The sequence below is a fragment of the Amycolatopsis sp. FU40 genome, from assembly GCF_021903635.1.
GTDB lineage: Bacteria > Actinomycetota > Actinomycetes > Mycobacteriales > Pseudonocardiaceae > Amycolatopsis > Amycolatopsis dendrobii.
Window position 1 is genome coordinate 8266668 of record NZ_CP091381.1, and the last position, 17544, is coordinate 8284211.

Genomic DNA, 17544 nt, shown 5'->3' on the forward strand with positions numbered 1-17544 from the left:
ATGTGCGGCATCGCGGGCGCGTACAGCTGGCCGGACGGCGGCCCGCTCACCGATCGGCTCACCCAGTGCCTCGCGCACCGGGGGCCGGACGGCGACGGCCGCTACGACCACCGGGACGTCCACTTAGGACACCGGCGGCTGTCCATCGTGGACCTCTCGGAAACGGGCGCGCAGCCGATGACGGCCGAGGGCCTCGCCCTTACCTACAACGGCGAGCTGTACAACGCGCCGGAGCTGCGGGCCGAACTCGAGGCTGCCGGGGTCCGGTTCCGCGGCACCTCCGACACCGAGGTGCTGCTGCGGGCCTGGCGGGAATGGGGAACGGACTGCCTGCCGCGGCTGCGCGGGATGTTCGCCTTCGCGGTGTACGACGAACGCACCGGCGAGCTGGTCCTCGTGCGGGACCAGCTGGGGATCAAGCCGCTGTTCTTCGTACGGCGCGGCGGCGGGGTCGTGTTCGCGTCGGAGCTGAAAGCACTGGCCCGCGAACTCGGCGACACCCTGAACGTGGACCAAGCGGCGATGATCGCTTCGCTGCTGTACTACTGGGTCCCCGACAGCCGCTGCGCCTACCGCGAGGCGGAGAAACTGCCGCCAGGCACGTGGTTGCGGTTCCGGCCGGACGGCAGCACGGAGACCGGGACTTACTGGTCGCTCCGCGAGGTCGCCGAGGAAGGCGCGGCGTATCGCGGCGAGGTCGACCTGCACGCGGTCGTCGAGGATTCCACCCGCAAGCACCTGCTGTCCGACGTCCCGGTGGCGACCTTCCTCTCCGGCGGTCTCGACTCCAGCTATCTCACCGCGCTGGCCGCGCGCGAGCAGCCGGGGATTTCGGCTTACACGATCGGTTTCCGTCCCGAGGACGCGAAATTCGAGGCAATGCCAGACGACCTCCGCTACGCGCGGATCGTCGCCCGGCAGTTCGGCGTGGACCTGCACGAGATCGAGATCGCGCCGGACGTGCAGGACCTGCTGCCGCGGATGACGCACCACCTGGACGAACCGATCGGCGATCCGGCGGCGATCAACTCGTACCTGATCTGCACGGCCGCGCGCGAGGCCGGGGTGAAGGTGCTGCTGTCCGGGATGGGCGCGGACGAGTTGTTCGCCGGGTACCGCAAGCATCTGGCGAACCTGCTGGCGCTGCGCTACCGCCGGGTGCCGGGGGTGGCTCGCCGGGCGATCGGGGCGGCGGTCGACCGGCTGCCGGTCGCGTCGTCCACGCGCGGCTACCGGTCGGTGCGGTTCGCGAAGCGGTTCCTGTCCTTCGCGGACCTTCCGGAGGAAACGGCGTTCCGGCGCAGCTACACCATGTACGACCGGGCCGAACTGCTCGACCTGGTCTCGCCGGATCTTCAGTCCGAAGTGGATGATGTGCTCACCGAGCACGCCGACGTCTACTACGACACGAAGCTGACCGACCAGGTCAACCGCATGTGTCTCGCCGACGCGCGGATGTTCCTGCCCGGCTTGAACCTCACCTACACCGACCGGTCCACCATGGCCGCTTCCACCGAGGTGCGAACGCCCTTTGTGGACGTCGAGGTGGTCCGCGCGGCGTTCCGGGTGCCTGGGCGGGAGAAGATCGCCCGCCGGCAAGGCAAGGTGGCGTTGAAGAAGGCGGCCACGGCGATCCTGCCGGACGAAATCGTCTATCGGCCGAAGGGCCTGTTCAGCGCGCCGCTGCGGGCGTGGATGAGCCGGGACCTCGCACCGCTGGTGCGGGAGGTCATCGAGGACGGCGTACTGGTCGAATCCGGATTCCTGCAGCGCGACGCCCTGCGCAAGCTGGTGGCCGAGGACGCCGCCGGGCGCGAGGACCGCGCGAAACATCTTTGGCACGTGCTGACCCTCGAGTACTGGTACCGCGGGGCTCTCCGCGGAGAGCGGCTAGGAGTCCAGTGAAACAGGTAGTGCAGAACTACAAGAGCGGCGAGCTGGCTTTGCTCGACGTCCCGGTGCCGGCGTGCAAACCGGGCGGCGTGCTGGTCCGCAGCCAGTACTCGCTGATCTCGACCGGCACCGAGATGATGAAGGTGTCCGAGGCCGGGATGTCGCTGCTGGGCAAGGCCCGGTCGCGGCCGGACCAGGTCGCGAAGGTCATGCAGAGCGTCGCGACGAACGGGCTCGCCGCGACGTATCGCAAGGTGTCCGGGAAGCTCGATTCCTATACGCCGCTGGGTTACTCGCTGTGCGGCGTGGTCGAGCAGGTCGGCGAGGGCATCGACGACGTCGTGGTCGGCGACCTGGTGGCGTGCGCCGGGAACGAGCACGCGCTGCACAGCGAGCTGAACTGGGTGCCGAAGAATCTGTACGCGAAGGTGCCGTCCGGGCTTTCGCCGCGGCAGGCGGCGTTCGCGACGGTCGGCGCGATCGCGATGCAGGGCGTCCGGCGCGGCGAACCGCAGCTCGGCGACCTCACGCTGGTGATCGGGCTCGGCCTGATCGGGCAGCTGGTCGTGCAGTTGCTGGTGGCGACCGGCGCGCGCGTGGTCGGCGTGGATCCGGACGCGCAGCGCTGCGAACTCGCACGGGAGCTGGGCGCGCTGGCCTGCGGACATCCGGCTTCCGGGGAGATCGACCAGGCGGTGGCCGAGCTGTCCGGCGGGCACGGCGTCGACCAGGTGTATCTCGCCGCGGGCGGGGCGTCGAACGATCCGGTGGAGCTGGCCGCGCGGCTCGCGCGCGACCGCGGCCGGGTGGTGGACATCGGCAAGATCTCGCTGAACCTGCCGTGGAACGCGTACTACGAAAAGGAACTCGACGTCCGGTTCTCCCGGTCTTATGGGCCCGGTCGCTACGACCCGGCCTACGAGCTGGAGGGCCGCGACTACCCGATCGGCTACGTGCGCTGGACGGAACGGCGCAACCTGGAGTGCTTCCTCGACCTGGCCGCGCGGGGCAAGCTCGACGTGACGCCGCTGATCAGCCACACCGCGGACTTTTCCGCAGCGGTGGAGACCTACCGGGCGCTCAACGAGGGCGAGCTGAAGGCGGTCGCGGTGCTGTTCCGCTACCCGGACGCGCCGCCCGCCGAGGACGAAAGCGTGGTGTCCGCGGTTCCGGCGGCTCCGGTCGTCGACAATCGGCCGGAACCGTTGCGGGACTTGCGGATCGGGTTCATCGGCGCGGGCAACTACGCGTCGTCGATGATCCTGCCGCACCTGGCCGGGGACGAACGCGTGCTGCTGACCGACGTCGTCACCACGTCCGCGCTGTCCGGGGCCAACGCGAAGCGCAAGTTCGGTTTCGTCTCGGCGAGCACCGACGTCGACGCGCTCCTGGAAGACGACCAGGTCAGCACGGTCTTCGTGGTGACCCGGCACAGCTCGCACGCCGAGCTGACGCGGCGCGCGCTGCTGGCGGGCAAGGCGGTCTTCGTGGAGAAGCCGCTCGCTTTGTCGGAGAAGGAATTGCGCGGCGTCGTGGACGCGGTCGCGGAATCGGGCAACAACCGGCTGCAGGTCGGGTTCAACCGCCGGTTCGCGCCGCTGCTGGTCGAGGCGAAAAACCAGTTCGGCCCGCGCGTCGGCCCGGCTTCGGTGCGGTACCTGGTCAACGCGGGCAGGCTGGACGCGAACAGCTGGTACAACCAGGCCGATTCCGAGGGCAGCCGGTTCGTCGGCGAGGGCGGGCACTTCATCGACACGGTCAGCTGGTTCCTCGGCAGCGACCCGGTTTCGGTCTACGCCACCGGTACGCCCGGCAACCACGACCTCCAGGTGCTGCTGCGCTACGCGGACGGCTCGACCGCGACGATCAGCTACATCACCAGCGGCAGCACGGCGTTCCCCAAGGAAACGCTGGAGGTGCTCGCCGACGGCAAGGTGCTGAAATTCGACGATTTCGTCCGCGCCTCGGTGTACGGGCGCAAGCGCTGGACCAGCTCGCGGCTCCCGAAGGCCCGCGACAAAGGTCAGCAGGCCGAACTGGACGCGTTCATCACCGCGTTGAAGACCGGCGTCGCGATGCCGATCAGCCTCGACTCGCTCGTGTCCACGACTTTGGCGACGCTGGCCGTGCACCGCAGCCTCGAAACCGGTGCGCCGGTGCGGTTGGAGCAGTGATGGACCCTTCCTGGTACCTGCGCCGGCTGTCCGCGATGGGACCGGCGGAGATCGTCGGCCGCGTCGGCGACATCGTGCGCAAGCAGCGGTGGCGCGGCGAAGCCCAGCGGCAGCCTGCCTGGTCCGCGACCCGGCGGTTCCCGGTCTGGCCCGCCGAGCCGGAGGTGCCCGCGACTGGCCGGGACCGGCTGGTCGCGGCGGCGGACCGGCTGATGGACGGGCACGCCGAGTACTTCGGGGTGGAGCGGGACGATCTGGTCGCGCCGGACTGGGCGTTCGATCCGAAGACCGGGCGGCGCGCGCCGGGCGATCAGTACTCGTTCGAGATCCCGTACCGGGACGAGAACGCGATCGGCGACATCAAGCAGATCTGGGAACCCTCGCGGCATCAGCACCTGACCGTGCTGGCCGCGGCGTACCGGGTGACCGGCGACGACCGCTACGCGCATCGCGTGGCCGACCAGCTGAAGTCCTGGTGGGCGGCCAACCCGCCGATGCGCGGCGTGCACTGGCTGAGCGGGATCGAGCTGGGGATCCGGCTGCTGTCGTGGGTGTGGGTGCGCCGGTTGCTGGACGGCTGGTCCGGCGCGTCCGGGCTGTTCGAGGACAATCCCGAGGCGTTGCGGCAGATCTGGCATCACCAGCGGTGGCTGGCGGCGTTCCCGAGCCGGGGCACGTCGGCGAACAACCACGTGCTGGCCGAGGCCGCCGGGCAGTTGGCGGCGTCGTGTGCGTTCGACTGGTACCCGGAGTCCGCGCGCTGGCGATCGGACGCGATCCACTCGCTCGACTTCCACTTGCGGGCCAACACCTTTACCTCCGGGCTGAACCGCGAGCTCGCCACCGAGTACCACGGGCTCGTGCTGGAACTGGGCCTCGCCGCCGCGTTGGAAGCGGGTCCGCGGCTGCCGCGCTCGACTTGGCTGGAACTGCGGGCGATGTGTGACGCGCTCGCGGCCATTGTGGACTGTGCCGGACGGCCGCCGCGCCAAGGCGACGCCGACGACGGCTTCGGCCTGATCGTGGACGGGCCGGACACGGACCGCTGGCATTCGCTGCTGGCCACCGGCGACGCGTTGTTCGGCCGCGCGGAATGGTGGCCGAAGCTGCCCGCCGACGACGTGCGCACCGCGTTGTTCACGGCATTGCGCTCCCGGGTGCCGCAGCTCGACAACGTCCGCCAGCAGCCGGTTTTCGCCGACGCGGGCCTGACGATCCTGCGCAGCGACAACGGTCCGGAGATCTGGTGCCGCTGCGACAGTGGCCCGCACGGCTTTCTCGCCATCGCCGCGCACGCGCACGCCGACGCGTTGTCCATCGAGGTCCGGCACGACGGCGTCGACATCCTCGCCGATCCGGGAACGTACTGCTATCACGGCGAACCCGAGTGGCGCGCGTACTTCCGCTCCACGCTCGGCCACAACACGCTGCAGCTCGGCGGTGTCGACCAATCGACTTCCGGCGGCCCGTTCCTGTGGACGCGACAGGCAAACTCGCGCACTCTCGCCTCGACGCCCACGCAGTGGCAGGCCGAACACGACGGTTACGCCCCGGCGTTGCATCGCCGTGCCGTCGAGCTGTCCGGCCGGACGCTGACCGTGGTCGACGAGGTGGCCGGCAGCGGCCAAGCCAAACTGGCCTTCCACCTCGGCCCGCTGCTGGAGGTCGAGCTGGACGGGAACACCGCGCGGCTCACCTGGCAGGGCCGTAGCGCGACGATGGAGCTGCCGCCGCAGCTTGGCTGGACCGCGCATCGGGGCGAGACGAATCCGCCGCTGGGCTGGTACTCGCCAGGCTTCGGCCGTCGCGAACCCGCCACCACGCTCGTCGGCTCCGGCCCGGTCACCGGACCGCTGACCACCGTGCTCCGCCTGCCCTGATGTCGAGAGGATCCGCCGTGCGAAGGACTTTGCTGCTGGGAGTGCTGCTCCCGCTCGCGCTGGCTTCGTGCAGTTCGTCCGGAGCCGCGCCCGCTCCGGCCGCCGGATCGACGTCGCCGCGGGGCCCGGTCGCCGCGGTCTGCGACCACGTGCCGCCGGGTCCGGCGACCGCGCCCGCCGGGGCCGTCCCGGTGGATCCGGCCGTGGTGGACGATTTGCCGACGAAGACGAAGAACTCCCCGGCGGGCACCACGTTCTGGCTCGCCCCCGGCACGCACCGGCTCAGCGACGACGAGTACGCCCAGGTTCAGCCCAAGGACGGCGACGTTTACCTCGGCGCTCCCGGCGCGGTCTTCGACGGGCGCAAGAAGAACCGGTACGCCTTCGCCGGCCCGGCCAAGGACGTCCGGCTCGCCTCGTTCACCGTGCAGGGCTTCACCGCGCCGCGCGACGAGGGCGTGGTCAACCACGATTCGGCGCCCGGCTGGGTCATCCAGCACCTGACCGTGCAGGACAACGACGGGGCCGGGCTGATGGCCGGGCCGAAACAGCAGATCCTCGACAGCTGCTTGCGGCGCAACGGGCAGTACGGCCTGAACGCCTACTCCGGTTCCGCGGCGGTGACCGGGCTGGTGCTGCGCGGCACCGAGGTCACCGGCAACAACACCGCGAACTGGGAGGCCAAGGTCCCGGAGTGCGGCTGCACCGGCGGCATGAAGTTCTGGGCGGTGGACGGCGCGGACGTCGTCGGCAACTGGATCCACGACAACCGCGGCACCGGGCTGTGGGCCGACACGAACAACAACGATTTCCTGATCGAGGGCAACCTGATCGAGAACAACGACAGCGCCGCGATCATTTACGAGACCAGCTACAACGCGGTCATCCGCAACAACACCTTCCGCCGCAACAACCTGCCTGACGGCCGTGCGCACGCCGATCGGGGCGACCCGTTCCCGTCGGCGACGATCTACCTTTCCGAATCCGGCGGCGAACCGCGGTTGAAGGCTCGGACGAGCAATCTGGAAATTTCCGGAAACCTGCTGCAGGACAACTGGAACGGCGTCATCCTGTGGGAGAACGCGGACCGGTTCTGCAACAGCCCGGCCAACACCTCCAGCGGCTCGTGCACGAAACTCGTGCCGAACGTCAGCACCTGTTCCGCGCCGGGGATCGCGAAGAAGCCGCTGTACGGCGACTGCCGGTGGAAGACCCAGCGGGTCGTGGTGCAGCACAACCAGTTCACGCTCAACTCGAAGGCGCTCGGCTGCGAGGAGGTGTGCGGCCGGACGGGCGTGCTGTCGAATTTCGGCAGCTACCCGGACTGGTCGCCGTATCAGGGCGCGGTGATCCAGCAGGCGATCACGTTCCAGCAGGACAATTCCTGGCACGACAACGCGTACGCCGGGCCGTGGACGTTCGTCGCCAAGGAAATGAGCAACATCATCGGCATCGGCGAATGGCAGAGCGCGCCGTACCGCCAGGACGCGAATTCCAGTTATAAGCCGAACGGGGGCTGACATGGCCGAATTGACCGCCACGTTGCCCGCCGAAACGAAATCGGCGCCGAAAGCGGTAAGCGCGGCTTGGGCGCTGCTCATCCTCAACACCCTCGGCTCGGCCGGCGCGCAGACGGTGATCCCGTTGCCGCGCACGGTGATCCAGCTGGTCACCATGGGCTCGCTGATGGCCGCGTTCCTGCTCGCACTGATGGTGAACCTGCGGATCAGGATCCGGCCGAGCGCGTACCTGATGCTCCTGTCCTTTCTGCTGCTCACGAGCATCGTGGCCAGCGTGCACCTGGAATCCGGCTTCGGCGCGCTGTTCCGGTGCTTCCGGTTCGCCGTGTTCGTCGCGACGCTCTGGCTGCTCAGCGGCTGGTGGGACGGGGCGTTCACGTTCGTGCGGGCGCACATCCGGATGTTCGGCGCGGTGCTGATTTCGGTGGTGCTCGGCCTGGTGATCGCGCCGGGCAAGGCGATGCCGGACATCTACGGCGGCAGGCTCACCGGCGCGGTGTGGCCGCTGACGCCGCCGCAGATCGGCCAGTACGCGGCGGTGATCGCGGGCCTCGCGGTGCTGCTGTGGCTGGGCAAACGGACGGACGCCAAGAGCGCGTTGATCGTCGTCGTGCCGTCGCTCGGGGTGCTGCTGCTGACGCACACCCGCACCGCGACGCTCGGGCTCGTCGCCGGGCTGATCGTCGCGCTGCTGTCGCAGGGCCTGGTCAGCGCGCGGGCGCGGAAGGTGTTCGCCGGGATCGTGCTCGTGGCGGGCTTCGCCGCGGTGGTGCTGGGCGGCCTGCTGCAGGCGTGGTTCCTGCGCGGCCAGAGCACCGACGATTTCTCCAGCCTGACCGGCCGCGCGAAGGTGTGGGACGCGTTGCTGTCCGCGCCGAGGACCGGATTCGAGTACATCTTCGGCGTCGGTCTCACCGACAAGTCCTATGACGGCCTGCCGATCGACAACAGCTGGCTGGCGATCTACCACGAGCAGGGCTTCGTCGGGATCGGGATCGTCGCGGCGATCCTGCTGGTGCTGATCGCGATCGCGGTGCTGCGGCCGCCGTCGCTGGCCAGGGCCTGCGCGATCTTCCTGATCGCGTACTGCGTTTCCGCTTCCTACACCGAAGCCGGGCTCGGCGACGCGTCGCCGTATCTGCTGCATCTGGCGGTCGCCGCGTCGTTGCTGGCCACGGGCGAGGCTCCAGCGAGGGAGAAGCTGGCGTGAAGGTTCTGGTGGTGCACAACCGCTATCGGTCGGAGCAGCCGAGCGGCGAGAACAACGTGGTCGACGCCGAGGTCTCGCTGCTGACCTCGGCCGGCGTCGACGTCCGGCGGTTCGAGCGGCACAGCGACGACATCGCCTCGATGCCGTTGGCGCGCAAGGCGTTGGTACCGCTGCAAGTGCCGTGGAACCGCGCGTCGCGGACGGCGTTGCTGGCCCAGTTGCGCAGGGAGCGGCCGGACGTCGTGCACGTCCACAACACCTTCCCGCTGCTGTCGCCGTCGGTGCTGGCCGCGTGCGCGGACGCGCGGGTGCCGGTGGTCGCGACGCTGCACAACTACGGCCTCGTCTGCCCACCCGGCACGCTCTACCGCGACGGCCGGATCTGCACCGATTGCGTCGGCGGTCTGCCGGTGCCCGCCGTCCGGCACGGCTGCTACCGCGACTCCGCCGCGGCGACCGTGCCGATGGCGGTCAACCTGCTGGTCAACCGGGAGCGCTGGCGCACCGGCGTGACCCGATTCTTCTGCATCTCCGACGCCCAGCGCCGCCTTCTCGTGGACGCGGGCCTGCCCGCCGCGCGGATGACGGTCAAGCACAACTTCGTTCCGGACCAGGGCCGGCGGCGCGTGGGCGACGGCGAGCACCTCCTGTTCCTGGGGCGGCTCACCGAGGAGAAAGGCATCCCGCTGCTCAGGGCGGCGTGGGAGCGGTACTCCGGCAAGCTGCCGTTGCTGATCGCCGGGACCGGGCCGCTGTCCGACGACGTCGCGGCCTGGGCCGCCGGACGGGAGAACGTGTCGTACGTCGGACTCCAGGACCGGGCTTCGTGCCAGGAACTGATCGCCCGAGCGGCAGCGGTCGTGGTGCCCTCGACGTGGCTGGAAGCGTTTGGTCTCGTGGTGGTGGAGGCGATGGCCGCCGGGGTGCCGACGGTCGCGCCCGCACACGGAGCGTTCGAAGAACTCGTCACCGACGGCGTAACCGGTTTGCTGCACACCCCCGGCGACGCGGCGGCGCTGGCCTCGGCTTTGTGCGAGGTGGCCGACGTCGAGCTGAACCAGAAGATGGGCGAGGCCGCGCGGCAGCGGTACGACACGGACTTCACCCCGGAAGTCGGGCTGAAACGGCTGCTCGACGGCTATGCGGAAGCGATTTCCACGGTATGAAGGAAGTTGTGCGCGACCGACTGAAGACCTCGCCCCGGGCGCTTCCGGCCGTTCTGCGCACGCCTTCGCTGGTCTTGGCCGTGCTCGGCTTCCTGGCGCTGATCGCTCTCGGCCTGCGCTTCGCCGGCCACTCGGTGCCGAGCGCGTTCGACGCCCCGCTCCTGCCCGGCCCGGACCTCATCCCCGACCCGTGGTGGTACTTCGCGACGGCGATCGACTTCTGCGGCGAACCGTTGGGCGCGGTGCTGATCCTGATCCTGGTGATCGGCGGTTGCCTGCTGACCCACCGCCTCCGGACGGCGGTGCTGGCGGTGGTCGGCTGCGGGCTGACGGTCGGGGTGACTTCGGTGCTGAAGCCGCTCACCGGGCGGACGATCCACGGGAGCTATCTGTCGTTCCCCAGCGGCCACACCGCCTTCGCGACGGCTTTGGCGTTGATCGGAGCTTACGTCGTGGCCGGTCGGCGGGGCCGGGTCGCTGCGGTGGCGTGGGCGCTGGGGCTGGCTTTGGTGTTCGGGTTCCTGATGGCATGGGCTGAGGTCGGGTTGGGTGCGCATTACCCGACCGACACGATCGGCGGCTTCGCGGCGGCGCTGGCGATCGTGCCGGTCACGGCGTATTGGATCGACCGGGTCGCGGATCGTCGGTGAGGGAATCAGAGCCCCTCAGGGTTCCCCTCACGGACAGTCGGGCTAGTGCCGGAATAGTTCCAGGTCGAAGGCGTCGGCGATCGCCGTGTGTCCGGCGTCGTTCGGGTGGACGCCGTCGGCGGTGACCAGTTCGGCGCGTGTCTTCGTCGGATCGGCTGGATCGCGCAGCGCCGCTTCGAGGTCGGTGACCGCGTCGAACTCGCCGCTGTCGCGGATCCAGCGGTTCACCTGCTGGCGGGCTTCCTCGAACTCCGGTGTGAAGACCGGGGAGCCACCGATCGGCGGCAGCGTGCAGCCGATCACACGCAGGCCGTGTGCGCGCGCTCGGGCGAGCAGCAGGCGATAGCCGTCGATGAGGTCGTCCGCGGTGGCCCGTTCGCTGTCCGGCATTCCTGGCAGGGAGCCGAAAATCAGGTCGTTGCCGCCCTCGAAGAGGACGAGCCAGCGGGCGCCGGGGCGGGCCAGCACGTCGCGGTCGAAGCGGGCCAGCGCGCTGGTGCCCATGCCGTCCGTCTCGCGCAGGACGCGGTTGCCGGAGATACCCATGTTGACCACCGCGCGGGGCGGAAGACCTGGCTCGGCGGCGAGTCGGCGGGCGAGCACCGAGGGCCAGGGCGCGTCGGCGCCGGGCGTGGTCTCCATCCCGTCCACCAGCGAGTCGCCGAAGGCGATGACGGTGGCGGCGGTACCCGGCGCGAGCACGTCGATGCCGGTGAGCCACAGGTACGACTGGAACTCGGTGGCGTCCCGCAGTTCCGGTTCGGCGGTCTGGTCGCCGGGGGCGAGCCACGCGGTGCGGAGCCCGACCTCGTGGATCGTCGGGGTGACCTTCTCGCCCGGGAGATACAGCGAGACGGTCAGGTCGGTCTGCGCGGAGACGGCGTGCTCGATCGGGTCGCTGCAGATCTGCGCGCCAGTCGGCAGCACCACTTCGGGACGATCGCTGAAGGTCAGCCGCGTGCCGTCGAGGAAGGCCGCGCCGATGCGGACTGGCGCGTGGCCGAAGGAGTTCGAAAGTGCGACGCGCACAGCCGATCCGCCGACCGTCGAACGCGCCACCATGCGGACGGTTTGTGCGCTCACGGTGTCGAGAGTCGGTTCCGGCAGTGCCTCGTCGGGCATCTCCGGCCCACCGCCCGACTCGGCCGCGGGTGCCAGCTGCTGCGCGGTTCCCCAAGCAGCGATCCAGCGGTTTTCCATGATGTCTACCTCCAGGTGCGGGTCAGAACCAGCGAGAAAGGGCGTCTTCGAACGAGCCGTGGCCGCTTGCCCAGGCGAACTGCTGCCGGACGAGCACGGCGGCGTAGCCGAGGGCGACGCCTTGGCCGTCCCGCAGCAGTGCGCCGAGGCGAGTGCCGTCGGCGAGGAACAGACCGACCGGCCCGGCTCCCGCGCTCACTGCGTCATGCAAGACAACCTCCTTCTCGTGCGGTGAGCTCGACAGTGCCCGCCACCGCTCACACGCGGCTCACACGGCGCGCACACCCCGGTTCGGGCGGCTAACCGGCAGACGCGCGAAGATCGACGGGGCTGCCCGTTGCGAATAGATCCGCGAGATTCCCTCACGGACGGCATGCCCAGTTCCGCCGCCCGCGTCGCCTCCGACGCAAGCTAACGGTCCGCCAGCGGATTCGGCCTGGGCGGACACGTCTCAGCCGCACCCATCACGCCGCCTGCCGAGGGTCGTGAGAGCCACCTTGAGGAATCAGAGTCCGTGCAGGTTCCCCTCGCAGACGTTGGGCCGGGGCGAGGTGAGTCAGGCTTTCCGGCGGAACACCGGCTTCACCGGCCGCCCGCCCAGCCACGGCGAGGGATCACCGGCCTCCAGCGCCTTGCGGTACACCACGCAGGCCGACGCGACCACCTCCACCGTCCGGTCGATGTCCTCCTCCGTCATCGCCGCACTGACCACAAAGGATGGAGCCAGCACCCCGTTCTCCAGCAGGCACCGCATGAACAGCGTCCGATACTCCTGCGAGGGCGCGCCATCCGCGTCAAGGGTCGCGAACACCAGATTGCTGTCCCGTCCCCGCACCAGCACCCGTTCGCCGATTCCGTGTGCGGCCGCCACCTCGGTCACTCCGGCAGCCAGCCGAGCCCCGAGCGCGTGCAGGCGGGCCGTCACGTCCTCCGCCGCGTAGACATCGATTACCGCCATAGCGGCAGCCAGCGCGGGGGTCTCCGCGCCGTGCGTCGTCGACAGCAGGAACACCCGGTCCCGCGAATCCCGCAGCCCGCCCAGTTCCATCAAGTCCCGCCGGCCGGCCAGCGCAGCGACCGCGAAGCCGTTGCCGAGGGCCTTGCCGAACGTCGAGAGATCCGGCGTCACGCCGTACAACCCCTGCGCGCCGTGCTCGGAGTAGCGGAACCCGGTGATCATCTCGTCGAAGATCACCAACGCGCCGTGCTGATGCGCGAGTTCGAGCAGCCCGGCGAGATAGCCGTCCGGCGGGGCCACGCCTTTGGTGGGTTCCAGGATCAGGCACGCCACCTGTCCGTGGAACTGCCGCAGCATCTGTTCGGTCGCCGGAAGATCGCCGTACGGGAACGGCACGGTCATCGCCATCGTCGCGGCGGGGATGCCGGCGGACATCGGGGTGGTGCCGATGAACCAGTCGTCGGTGGAGAAGAACGCGTGGTCGGCGCACTGGGCGACCAGCGGCCGCCCGGTGGCGGCGCGGGCGAGCCGGACCGCGGCGGTCGTCGCGTCGGAGCCGTTCTTCGCGAACTTCACCATGTCCGCGGTCGGCACGGTCTCCAGGAATTGTTCCGCCGCCTCAAGCTCCACAATGGATGGACGGACGAAGTTGTTGCCCCGCTCCAGCACGTCGTGCACGGCCGAGGTCACCCGCGGATGCACGTGGCCGAGGCTGACCGCGCGCAGGCCGGAGCCGTATTCGAGGTACTGGTTGCCGTCGACGTCCCAGACGTAGGCGCCGCGGCCGTGCGAGATGACCGGTGCGAGATGTTCCGGGTACTGGTCCTCGCCTTTGGCGTAGGTGTGCGCACCGCCGGGGATGGCGCGGTGCAGGCGTTCGTTCGCGATCCGGGAGAGTGGCAGGTCCATGACGGGTCACCTCAAGGCATCGGCAAGCGTTGGCGCCGACGCGTCGCGTTCGGACAGCAATGCCGCGGGCAGCGGCCACGGGATGGCGAGCTCCGGGTCGTCGTGCGCGATGGCGACGTCCTCGGACGGGTCGTGCGCGCGGTCGATCCGGTACGACACGTCGGCGATGTCGCTCAGCGCCTGGAAACCGTGTGCGCAGCCGGCCGGGATGTAGATGCTCTCCTGGGTGTCGCCGGAGAGGCGAAACGTTTCCATGGCACGGAAAGTCGGCGAGTCCGGCCGCAGGTCGACCACGACGTCGAACACCTCTCCGTATGAACAACGCACCAGCTTCGCCTCGCCGGCGCCGGACCGCAGGTGCATCCCGCGCACCACGCCGCGCACTGAGCGGGACACGCTGTCCTGCAAGAACGCGTCCGGATCGATGCCGGCCGACCGGGCGACGTCGGCGTCGAAGGTCCTCGAGAAGAAGCCGCGATCATCTCGGTGCGGTGTCGGCTGAAAGAGCCACACGCCGGAAATCGACGGCACGGGAACGGCTTTCACGACACCTCCGCGGGAATGAGCGTCCTCGACAACAGCGCGAACTGGTCCTTCAACTGCTGGTTGCAGGCTTCGTTGCGAGCGGCGAGTTCCGCCTTCAGCTCCGGAGCTCGCCGCTGCAATTCCTCGAACTGCTCGACCAACCGCGGCACATCGATCGCGCGCGCTTCCTGGCAGAACTCGCCGAGCCCCATTTCGGCCATCAGCACGTCGTTCTTCTTCGCGTAGCCGATGGCCACCGTCGGCCGTCCGACCTTCAACGCGCACAACACATTGTGGTACCGGGTAGCCACGACCGTGCCCACCTCGGCCATCGAGCGCATCAGCTCGCCCAGCGTGCCGGGGACGGCCGCGGAGAGCAGCGGAGAGTCGACTGTCGCGACGATCTCGTCCACCACCTCACGGTCGATCCGGTCGCCGATGAAGAGCCGGACCGGACGCTCCTGTGCGACCAGATACCGCACGAACTCCGTCATCGCGTCCACGTACGCCCGGTAGATCTCCTCGCCGTGGGCACGGTCGTCGTTGCCGCCGTAGTAAGCCATCACCCCGACGCCCACGGCACGCGGATCCTCGACCGCGGCAGGCGTCGGCAGGGCGAACGCAAGATCGGGATACACGCGGTCGTCAGTCACCCGCACACCCATGTCGGCCATCGCCGAGCGCGAGAGCTCATCGCGGAAGGACCGATACGTCGCGAGCTGGGACGCGGCCCGCACGAGGAACCGCGTGGCAGGCACCCGAATCCGGTCCGCACCCACGCTGACCAGTGCGACCTTCGTCCGCCCGAGCCGCCCGCACAGCGAGAGCAGGAAGAGCGCGTACGGAAATCCCCACGGCCGCAACGGAAGCGTCGCCTCCAGCACGCCCATGCCGGGAACGATCACCACGTTCTGCCGCCGGACCCACCACGCCGTCCGGAAAACGTCGATGATCTTCCCGAGGCCCTTGGTCACGATCGACCGCAGCCCGGAAGCGTGCCGGTACTCGCCGCTGTACCAGTTCAGCCGCGCCGCGGGGATCCCGTACCGCGCCCGGATGGTGTCCGCCCCGCCGCAGAACGCGGACACCTTCGCGTACGGATGTTCGGCGCGCAGGAAGCCGAGTACCGCCTCCAGCGAGCCGTCATTGCCGAGGTTGCCTGAACCGAGCAGTCCGAAGACTCCGACTCGAACAGTCACGGCACCCGCCGTTCGCGTCCCGCGACCACCCGGTCGACGGTGAGGTTGAGTTCGGCCGCGTGCACTGGAGCTCGGTCCTCGACGCGTTCCCCGCCGCCGCCGGGCCGGGCCCGGCTGGCAAACCATTCCACCAGCGCGAGGTAGCAGGCGCGGCGTTCTCCCGACGACAGCGGCGCGGAGCGGATTCCGTGCACGAAACCCCAGACGTACTCGGCGAGCAGCCGCGCGGTCGGGTTCAGCAGCGCGTTGCCGCGCTTCGGATCGAGGTTCGCGCAGCGGGAGCGTTTGCTCGGGTTCGCGCGCTCCGCCCGGTCCGGATGGTCGCGGCGGAAGTACAGCAGCTCAGGCACTTGGTAGAACGGCCCGTGCAACGCCAGCTCGGCCACGTAGGTGCGATCGGCGTGGTGGTAGCTGTCCATCGGAGTGACCCGACGCAACACGTCTGTGCGCATCACGCCGTAGAAATCGTCCCCGCCAGGCTCGAAGAGCAGGCTCTTGAACCGCACCGACGGCCGCGGTGCGTCCGTCTGGTGCCGGTAGTCCAGCGGCACGGTCACCGCGCCGTTCTCGTCGATGATCGCCTGATGCGAATGCGCGAGGATCATCTCCGGCCGCGCGTCGAGCGCTTCGACGCACTTCGCCAGCAGCTCCCGGCCGTAGAGATCGTCGTGCGAGGCCCATTTGAACAGCTCGCCGCGCGCCTGGTCGAGCAGGACGTTGTGGTTCGGGGTCGCGCCGATGTTGCGCGGCTGGCGCAGATACCGGATCCGTGAGTCCTCCTGCGCGTACTTCCGGGCTATCTCTTCCGTGCCGTCTTGCGACGCGTTGTCGGAGATGATCAGCTCGAAGTCCTCGTAGGTCTGCCCGAGCAGCGCGTCGAGTGCTTCGCTGAGGAATTCCTCTCCGTTGTAGACGGGCAGACCGATGGTCAGCCGGGGCACCGTGCTCATGCCGGTTTCATCTCCTCGGAAGCCGAATGGAGTTCTGCTTGGCTGAATGAACCTGACGCGGCGGGAAATTCGACGTCCGCGGCGAAGTGGTCGCGCAGTGCGCTGCGCAGCTGCCACCACCACACGGCCGAACCGGTGAGCGTGGCGGCCGCGACGCCCCACTCCGAACCGGCCGCGCCGCCGAGCACCGCCCCGATCAGGCCGAACACGACGTAGCACGCGGACGCGATCAGCTGCGACCGCAAGCTCCGCCGCGCCATCCCGAGCGCGCGGAGCCCGGCCGTCGCGCCGGTGGTGAAGCTCGCGCCGACGACCGCCATCGTGACCGCCGGGACCAGCAGCGACGAGCTGTCCCACAGCGACCCGAGCACGAACCGGCCGGCGTCTTCGGGAACGAAGAACCACAGTCCGAGTCCCCAGATCAGGGCAGCGGCCGCCTGCGCGGCACCGAGCACCACGCAGAAATGCCACAGCCGATGCGGCGACTGCCGGAGCACCCGCGCCCCCTCGGCGACGGTGACGAGGGAAAGTCCCATGAGCAGCGCGAGAAACGGCCCGAGCAGCTGTTCCGCCCCGCGCACCGTGCCGACCGCGGCCAGCCCGGAAATCGCGCCCAGCCCGTACGCGCGCAGCTGCGACGAACCGCTGTTGCTGACGTTCTCGACGAGGTAGCGCACACCGAGATCGCGATGGTCCCGCAGCCACCCGCGCACCCCGCCGAGCCGCGGCAGCACGCTCGTCTGCACCCAGCCGAACGCGGCCGCGACCCCGGCCGAACAGCCCCAGGCCAGCAGGAACGCGACCACGGTGTCGTAGCGCGCGGCCAGCACCAGCGCCGGGAACAACGCGACGGCCTGGATCCCGTCGTTGACGAACGCCTTGTGCCCGGTGCCCTGCGCGAAGAACCCGAACCGCCAGGCGTCCTGGACGAGCAGGAACGGCAGCACCGCCCCGAGCGCCACGAACGCGGAGCCGAGCTCCCCGCCCACGACGAGTCCAAACAGGACACTGACCAGCCCGGAAGCGACGCCCACCACGAACGCCGTCCCGACGGCCTGGCCCACTGCGGTCCGCCAGCTCGCCCTGGCGACGCCGGAGAAGCGCACCATCAGCGGGTCGGTGGCGAGGCCGCGCGAGATGTTGAGAATGACGCCGTACGTCACCCACGCGATGCTGAACAGGCCGAACGCTGTCGCGCCGAGCGAACGCGCGACGTAAAGGCCGACCACGAAGTTGGTCAGGCTCGAAACAGCCTGGTCCCCAAGGCCCCAGCTGAGCCGTCCCGCCATCGCGCGGACGGCTCGCGAACG

Annotated in this window: 14 protein-coding genes; 7 read left to right on the plus strand and 7 right to left on the minus strand. The window is 69.6% G+C overall.

Translation table 11 applies throughout. The features are described 5' to 3' along the window. The 7 genes from asnB to L3Q65_RS39195 are packed head-to-tail and all read left to right on the plus strand — an operon-like array spanning window position 1 to window position 10493. On the plus strand, window positions 1-1905 hold the full coding sequence (gene asnB, locus L3Q65_RS39165; protein ID WP_182890346.1) for an asparagine synthase (glutamine-hydrolyzing): 1905 nt from the start codon (window positions 1-3) through the stop codon (window positions 1903-1905). Next, complete coding sequence (locus tag L3Q65_RS39170) at window positions 1902-4067, plus strand: bi-domain-containing oxidoreductase (protein WP_237597922.1); 2166 nt, start codon at window positions 1902-1904, stop codon at window positions 4065-4067. The genes asnB and L3Q65_RS39170 overlap by 4 nt, the downstream gene beginning before the upstream one ends. Next, window positions 4067-5947 (plus strand): alginate lyase family protein, encoded by a 1881-nt coding sequence (locus L3Q65_RS39175; protein ID WP_237597923.1) that lies wholly within the window; start codon window positions 4067-4069, stop codon window positions 5945-5947. Before L3Q65_RS39170 ends, L3Q65_RS39175 begins: the two co-directional genes overlap by 1 nt. Next, window positions 5944-7467 carry a right-handed parallel beta-helix repeat-containing protein gene (locus tag L3Q65_RS39180; RefSeq protein ID WP_370648237.1) on the plus strand — a complete coding sequence of 508 codons (1524 nt, stop codon included), beginning with the start codon at window positions 5944-5946 and terminating at the stop codon, window positions 7465-7467. Before L3Q65_RS39175 ends, L3Q65_RS39180 begins: the two co-directional genes overlap by 4 nt. Before the next feature lies 1 nt (window position 7468). Then, complete coding sequence (locus L3Q65_RS39185) at window positions 7469-8677, plus strand: O-antigen ligase (protein WP_220506938.1); 1209 nt, start codon at window positions 7469-7471, stop codon at window positions 8675-8677. Next, the gene (locus L3Q65_RS39190) at window positions 8674-9843 is read left to right on the plus strand and encodes a glycosyltransferase family 4 protein (RefSeq protein WP_182890342.1); all 1170 of its coding nucleotides are present in this window, start codon (window positions 8674-8676) and stop codon (window positions 9841-9843) included. Before L3Q65_RS39185 ends, L3Q65_RS39190 begins: the two co-directional genes overlap by 4 nt. Window positions 9844-9851: 8 nt before the next feature. Next, a complete protein-coding gene (locus L3Q65_RS39195) occupies window positions 9852-10493 on the plus strand; it encodes a phosphatase PAP2 family protein (protein WP_182890341.1) in 642 nt (213 codons plus the stop codon). Window positions 10494-10535: 42 nt separating this feature from the next. Here the strand turns inward: L3Q65_RS39195 and L3Q65_RS39200 are convergent, their stop codons facing one another. The 7 genes from L3Q65_RS39200 to L3Q65_RS39230 all read right to left on the minus strand — a co-directional run bounded on the left by L3Q65_RS39200 (window position 10536) and on the right by L3Q65_RS39230 (window position 17523). After that, window positions 10536-11693: an SGNH/GDSL hydrolase family protein gene (locus tag L3Q65_RS39200; RefSeq protein WP_237597925.1), complete on the minus strand. Its 1158-nt coding sequence runs from the start codon at window positions 11691-11693 to the stop codon at window positions 10536-10538. 22 nt (window positions 11694-11715) lie between these two features. After that, complete coding sequence (locus tag L3Q65_RS39205; RefSeq protein WP_182890339.1) at window positions 11716-11904, minus strand: hypothetical protein; 189 nt, start codon at window positions 11902-11904, stop codon at window positions 11716-11718. A gap of 345 nt (window positions 11905-12249) precedes the next feature. Then, window positions 12250-13560 carry a glutamate-1-semialdehyde 2,1-aminomutase gene (locus tag L3Q65_RS39210; RefSeq protein ID WP_182890338.1) on the minus strand — a complete coding sequence of 437 codons (1311 nt, stop codon included), beginning with the start codon at window positions 13558-13560 and terminating at the stop codon, window positions 12250-12252. A 6-nt stretch (window positions 13561-13566) separates the two neighbouring features. Next, window positions 13567-14106, minus strand: a complete 540-nt coding sequence (rfbC, locus tag L3Q65_RS39215; protein ID WP_182890337.1) for a dTDP-4-dehydrorhamnose 3,5-epimerase — start codon at window positions 14104-14106, stop codon at window positions 13567-13569. After that, the gene (locus L3Q65_RS39220; protein WP_237597926.1) at window positions 14103-15284 is read right to left on the minus strand and encodes a polysaccharide pyruvyl transferase family protein; all 1182 of its coding nucleotides are present in this window, start codon (window positions 15282-15284) and stop codon (window positions 14103-14105) included. The genes rfbC and L3Q65_RS39220 overlap by 4 nt, the downstream gene beginning before the upstream one ends. After that, window positions 15281-16234 carry a glycosyltransferase gene (locus tag L3Q65_RS39225; RefSeq protein ID WP_237597927.1) on the minus strand — a complete coding sequence of 318 codons (954 nt, stop codon included), beginning with the start codon at window positions 16232-16234 and terminating at the stop codon, window positions 15281-15283. The genes L3Q65_RS39220 and L3Q65_RS39225 overlap by 4 nt, the downstream gene beginning before the upstream one ends. Then, window positions 16231-17523, minus strand: a complete 1293-nt coding sequence (locus L3Q65_RS39230; protein ID WP_237600994.1) for a hypothetical protein — start codon at window positions 17521-17523, stop codon at window positions 16231-16233. The genes L3Q65_RS39225 and L3Q65_RS39230 overlap by 4 nt, the downstream gene beginning before the upstream one ends. Between the last annotated feature and the right edge of the window lie 21 nt (window positions 17524-17544).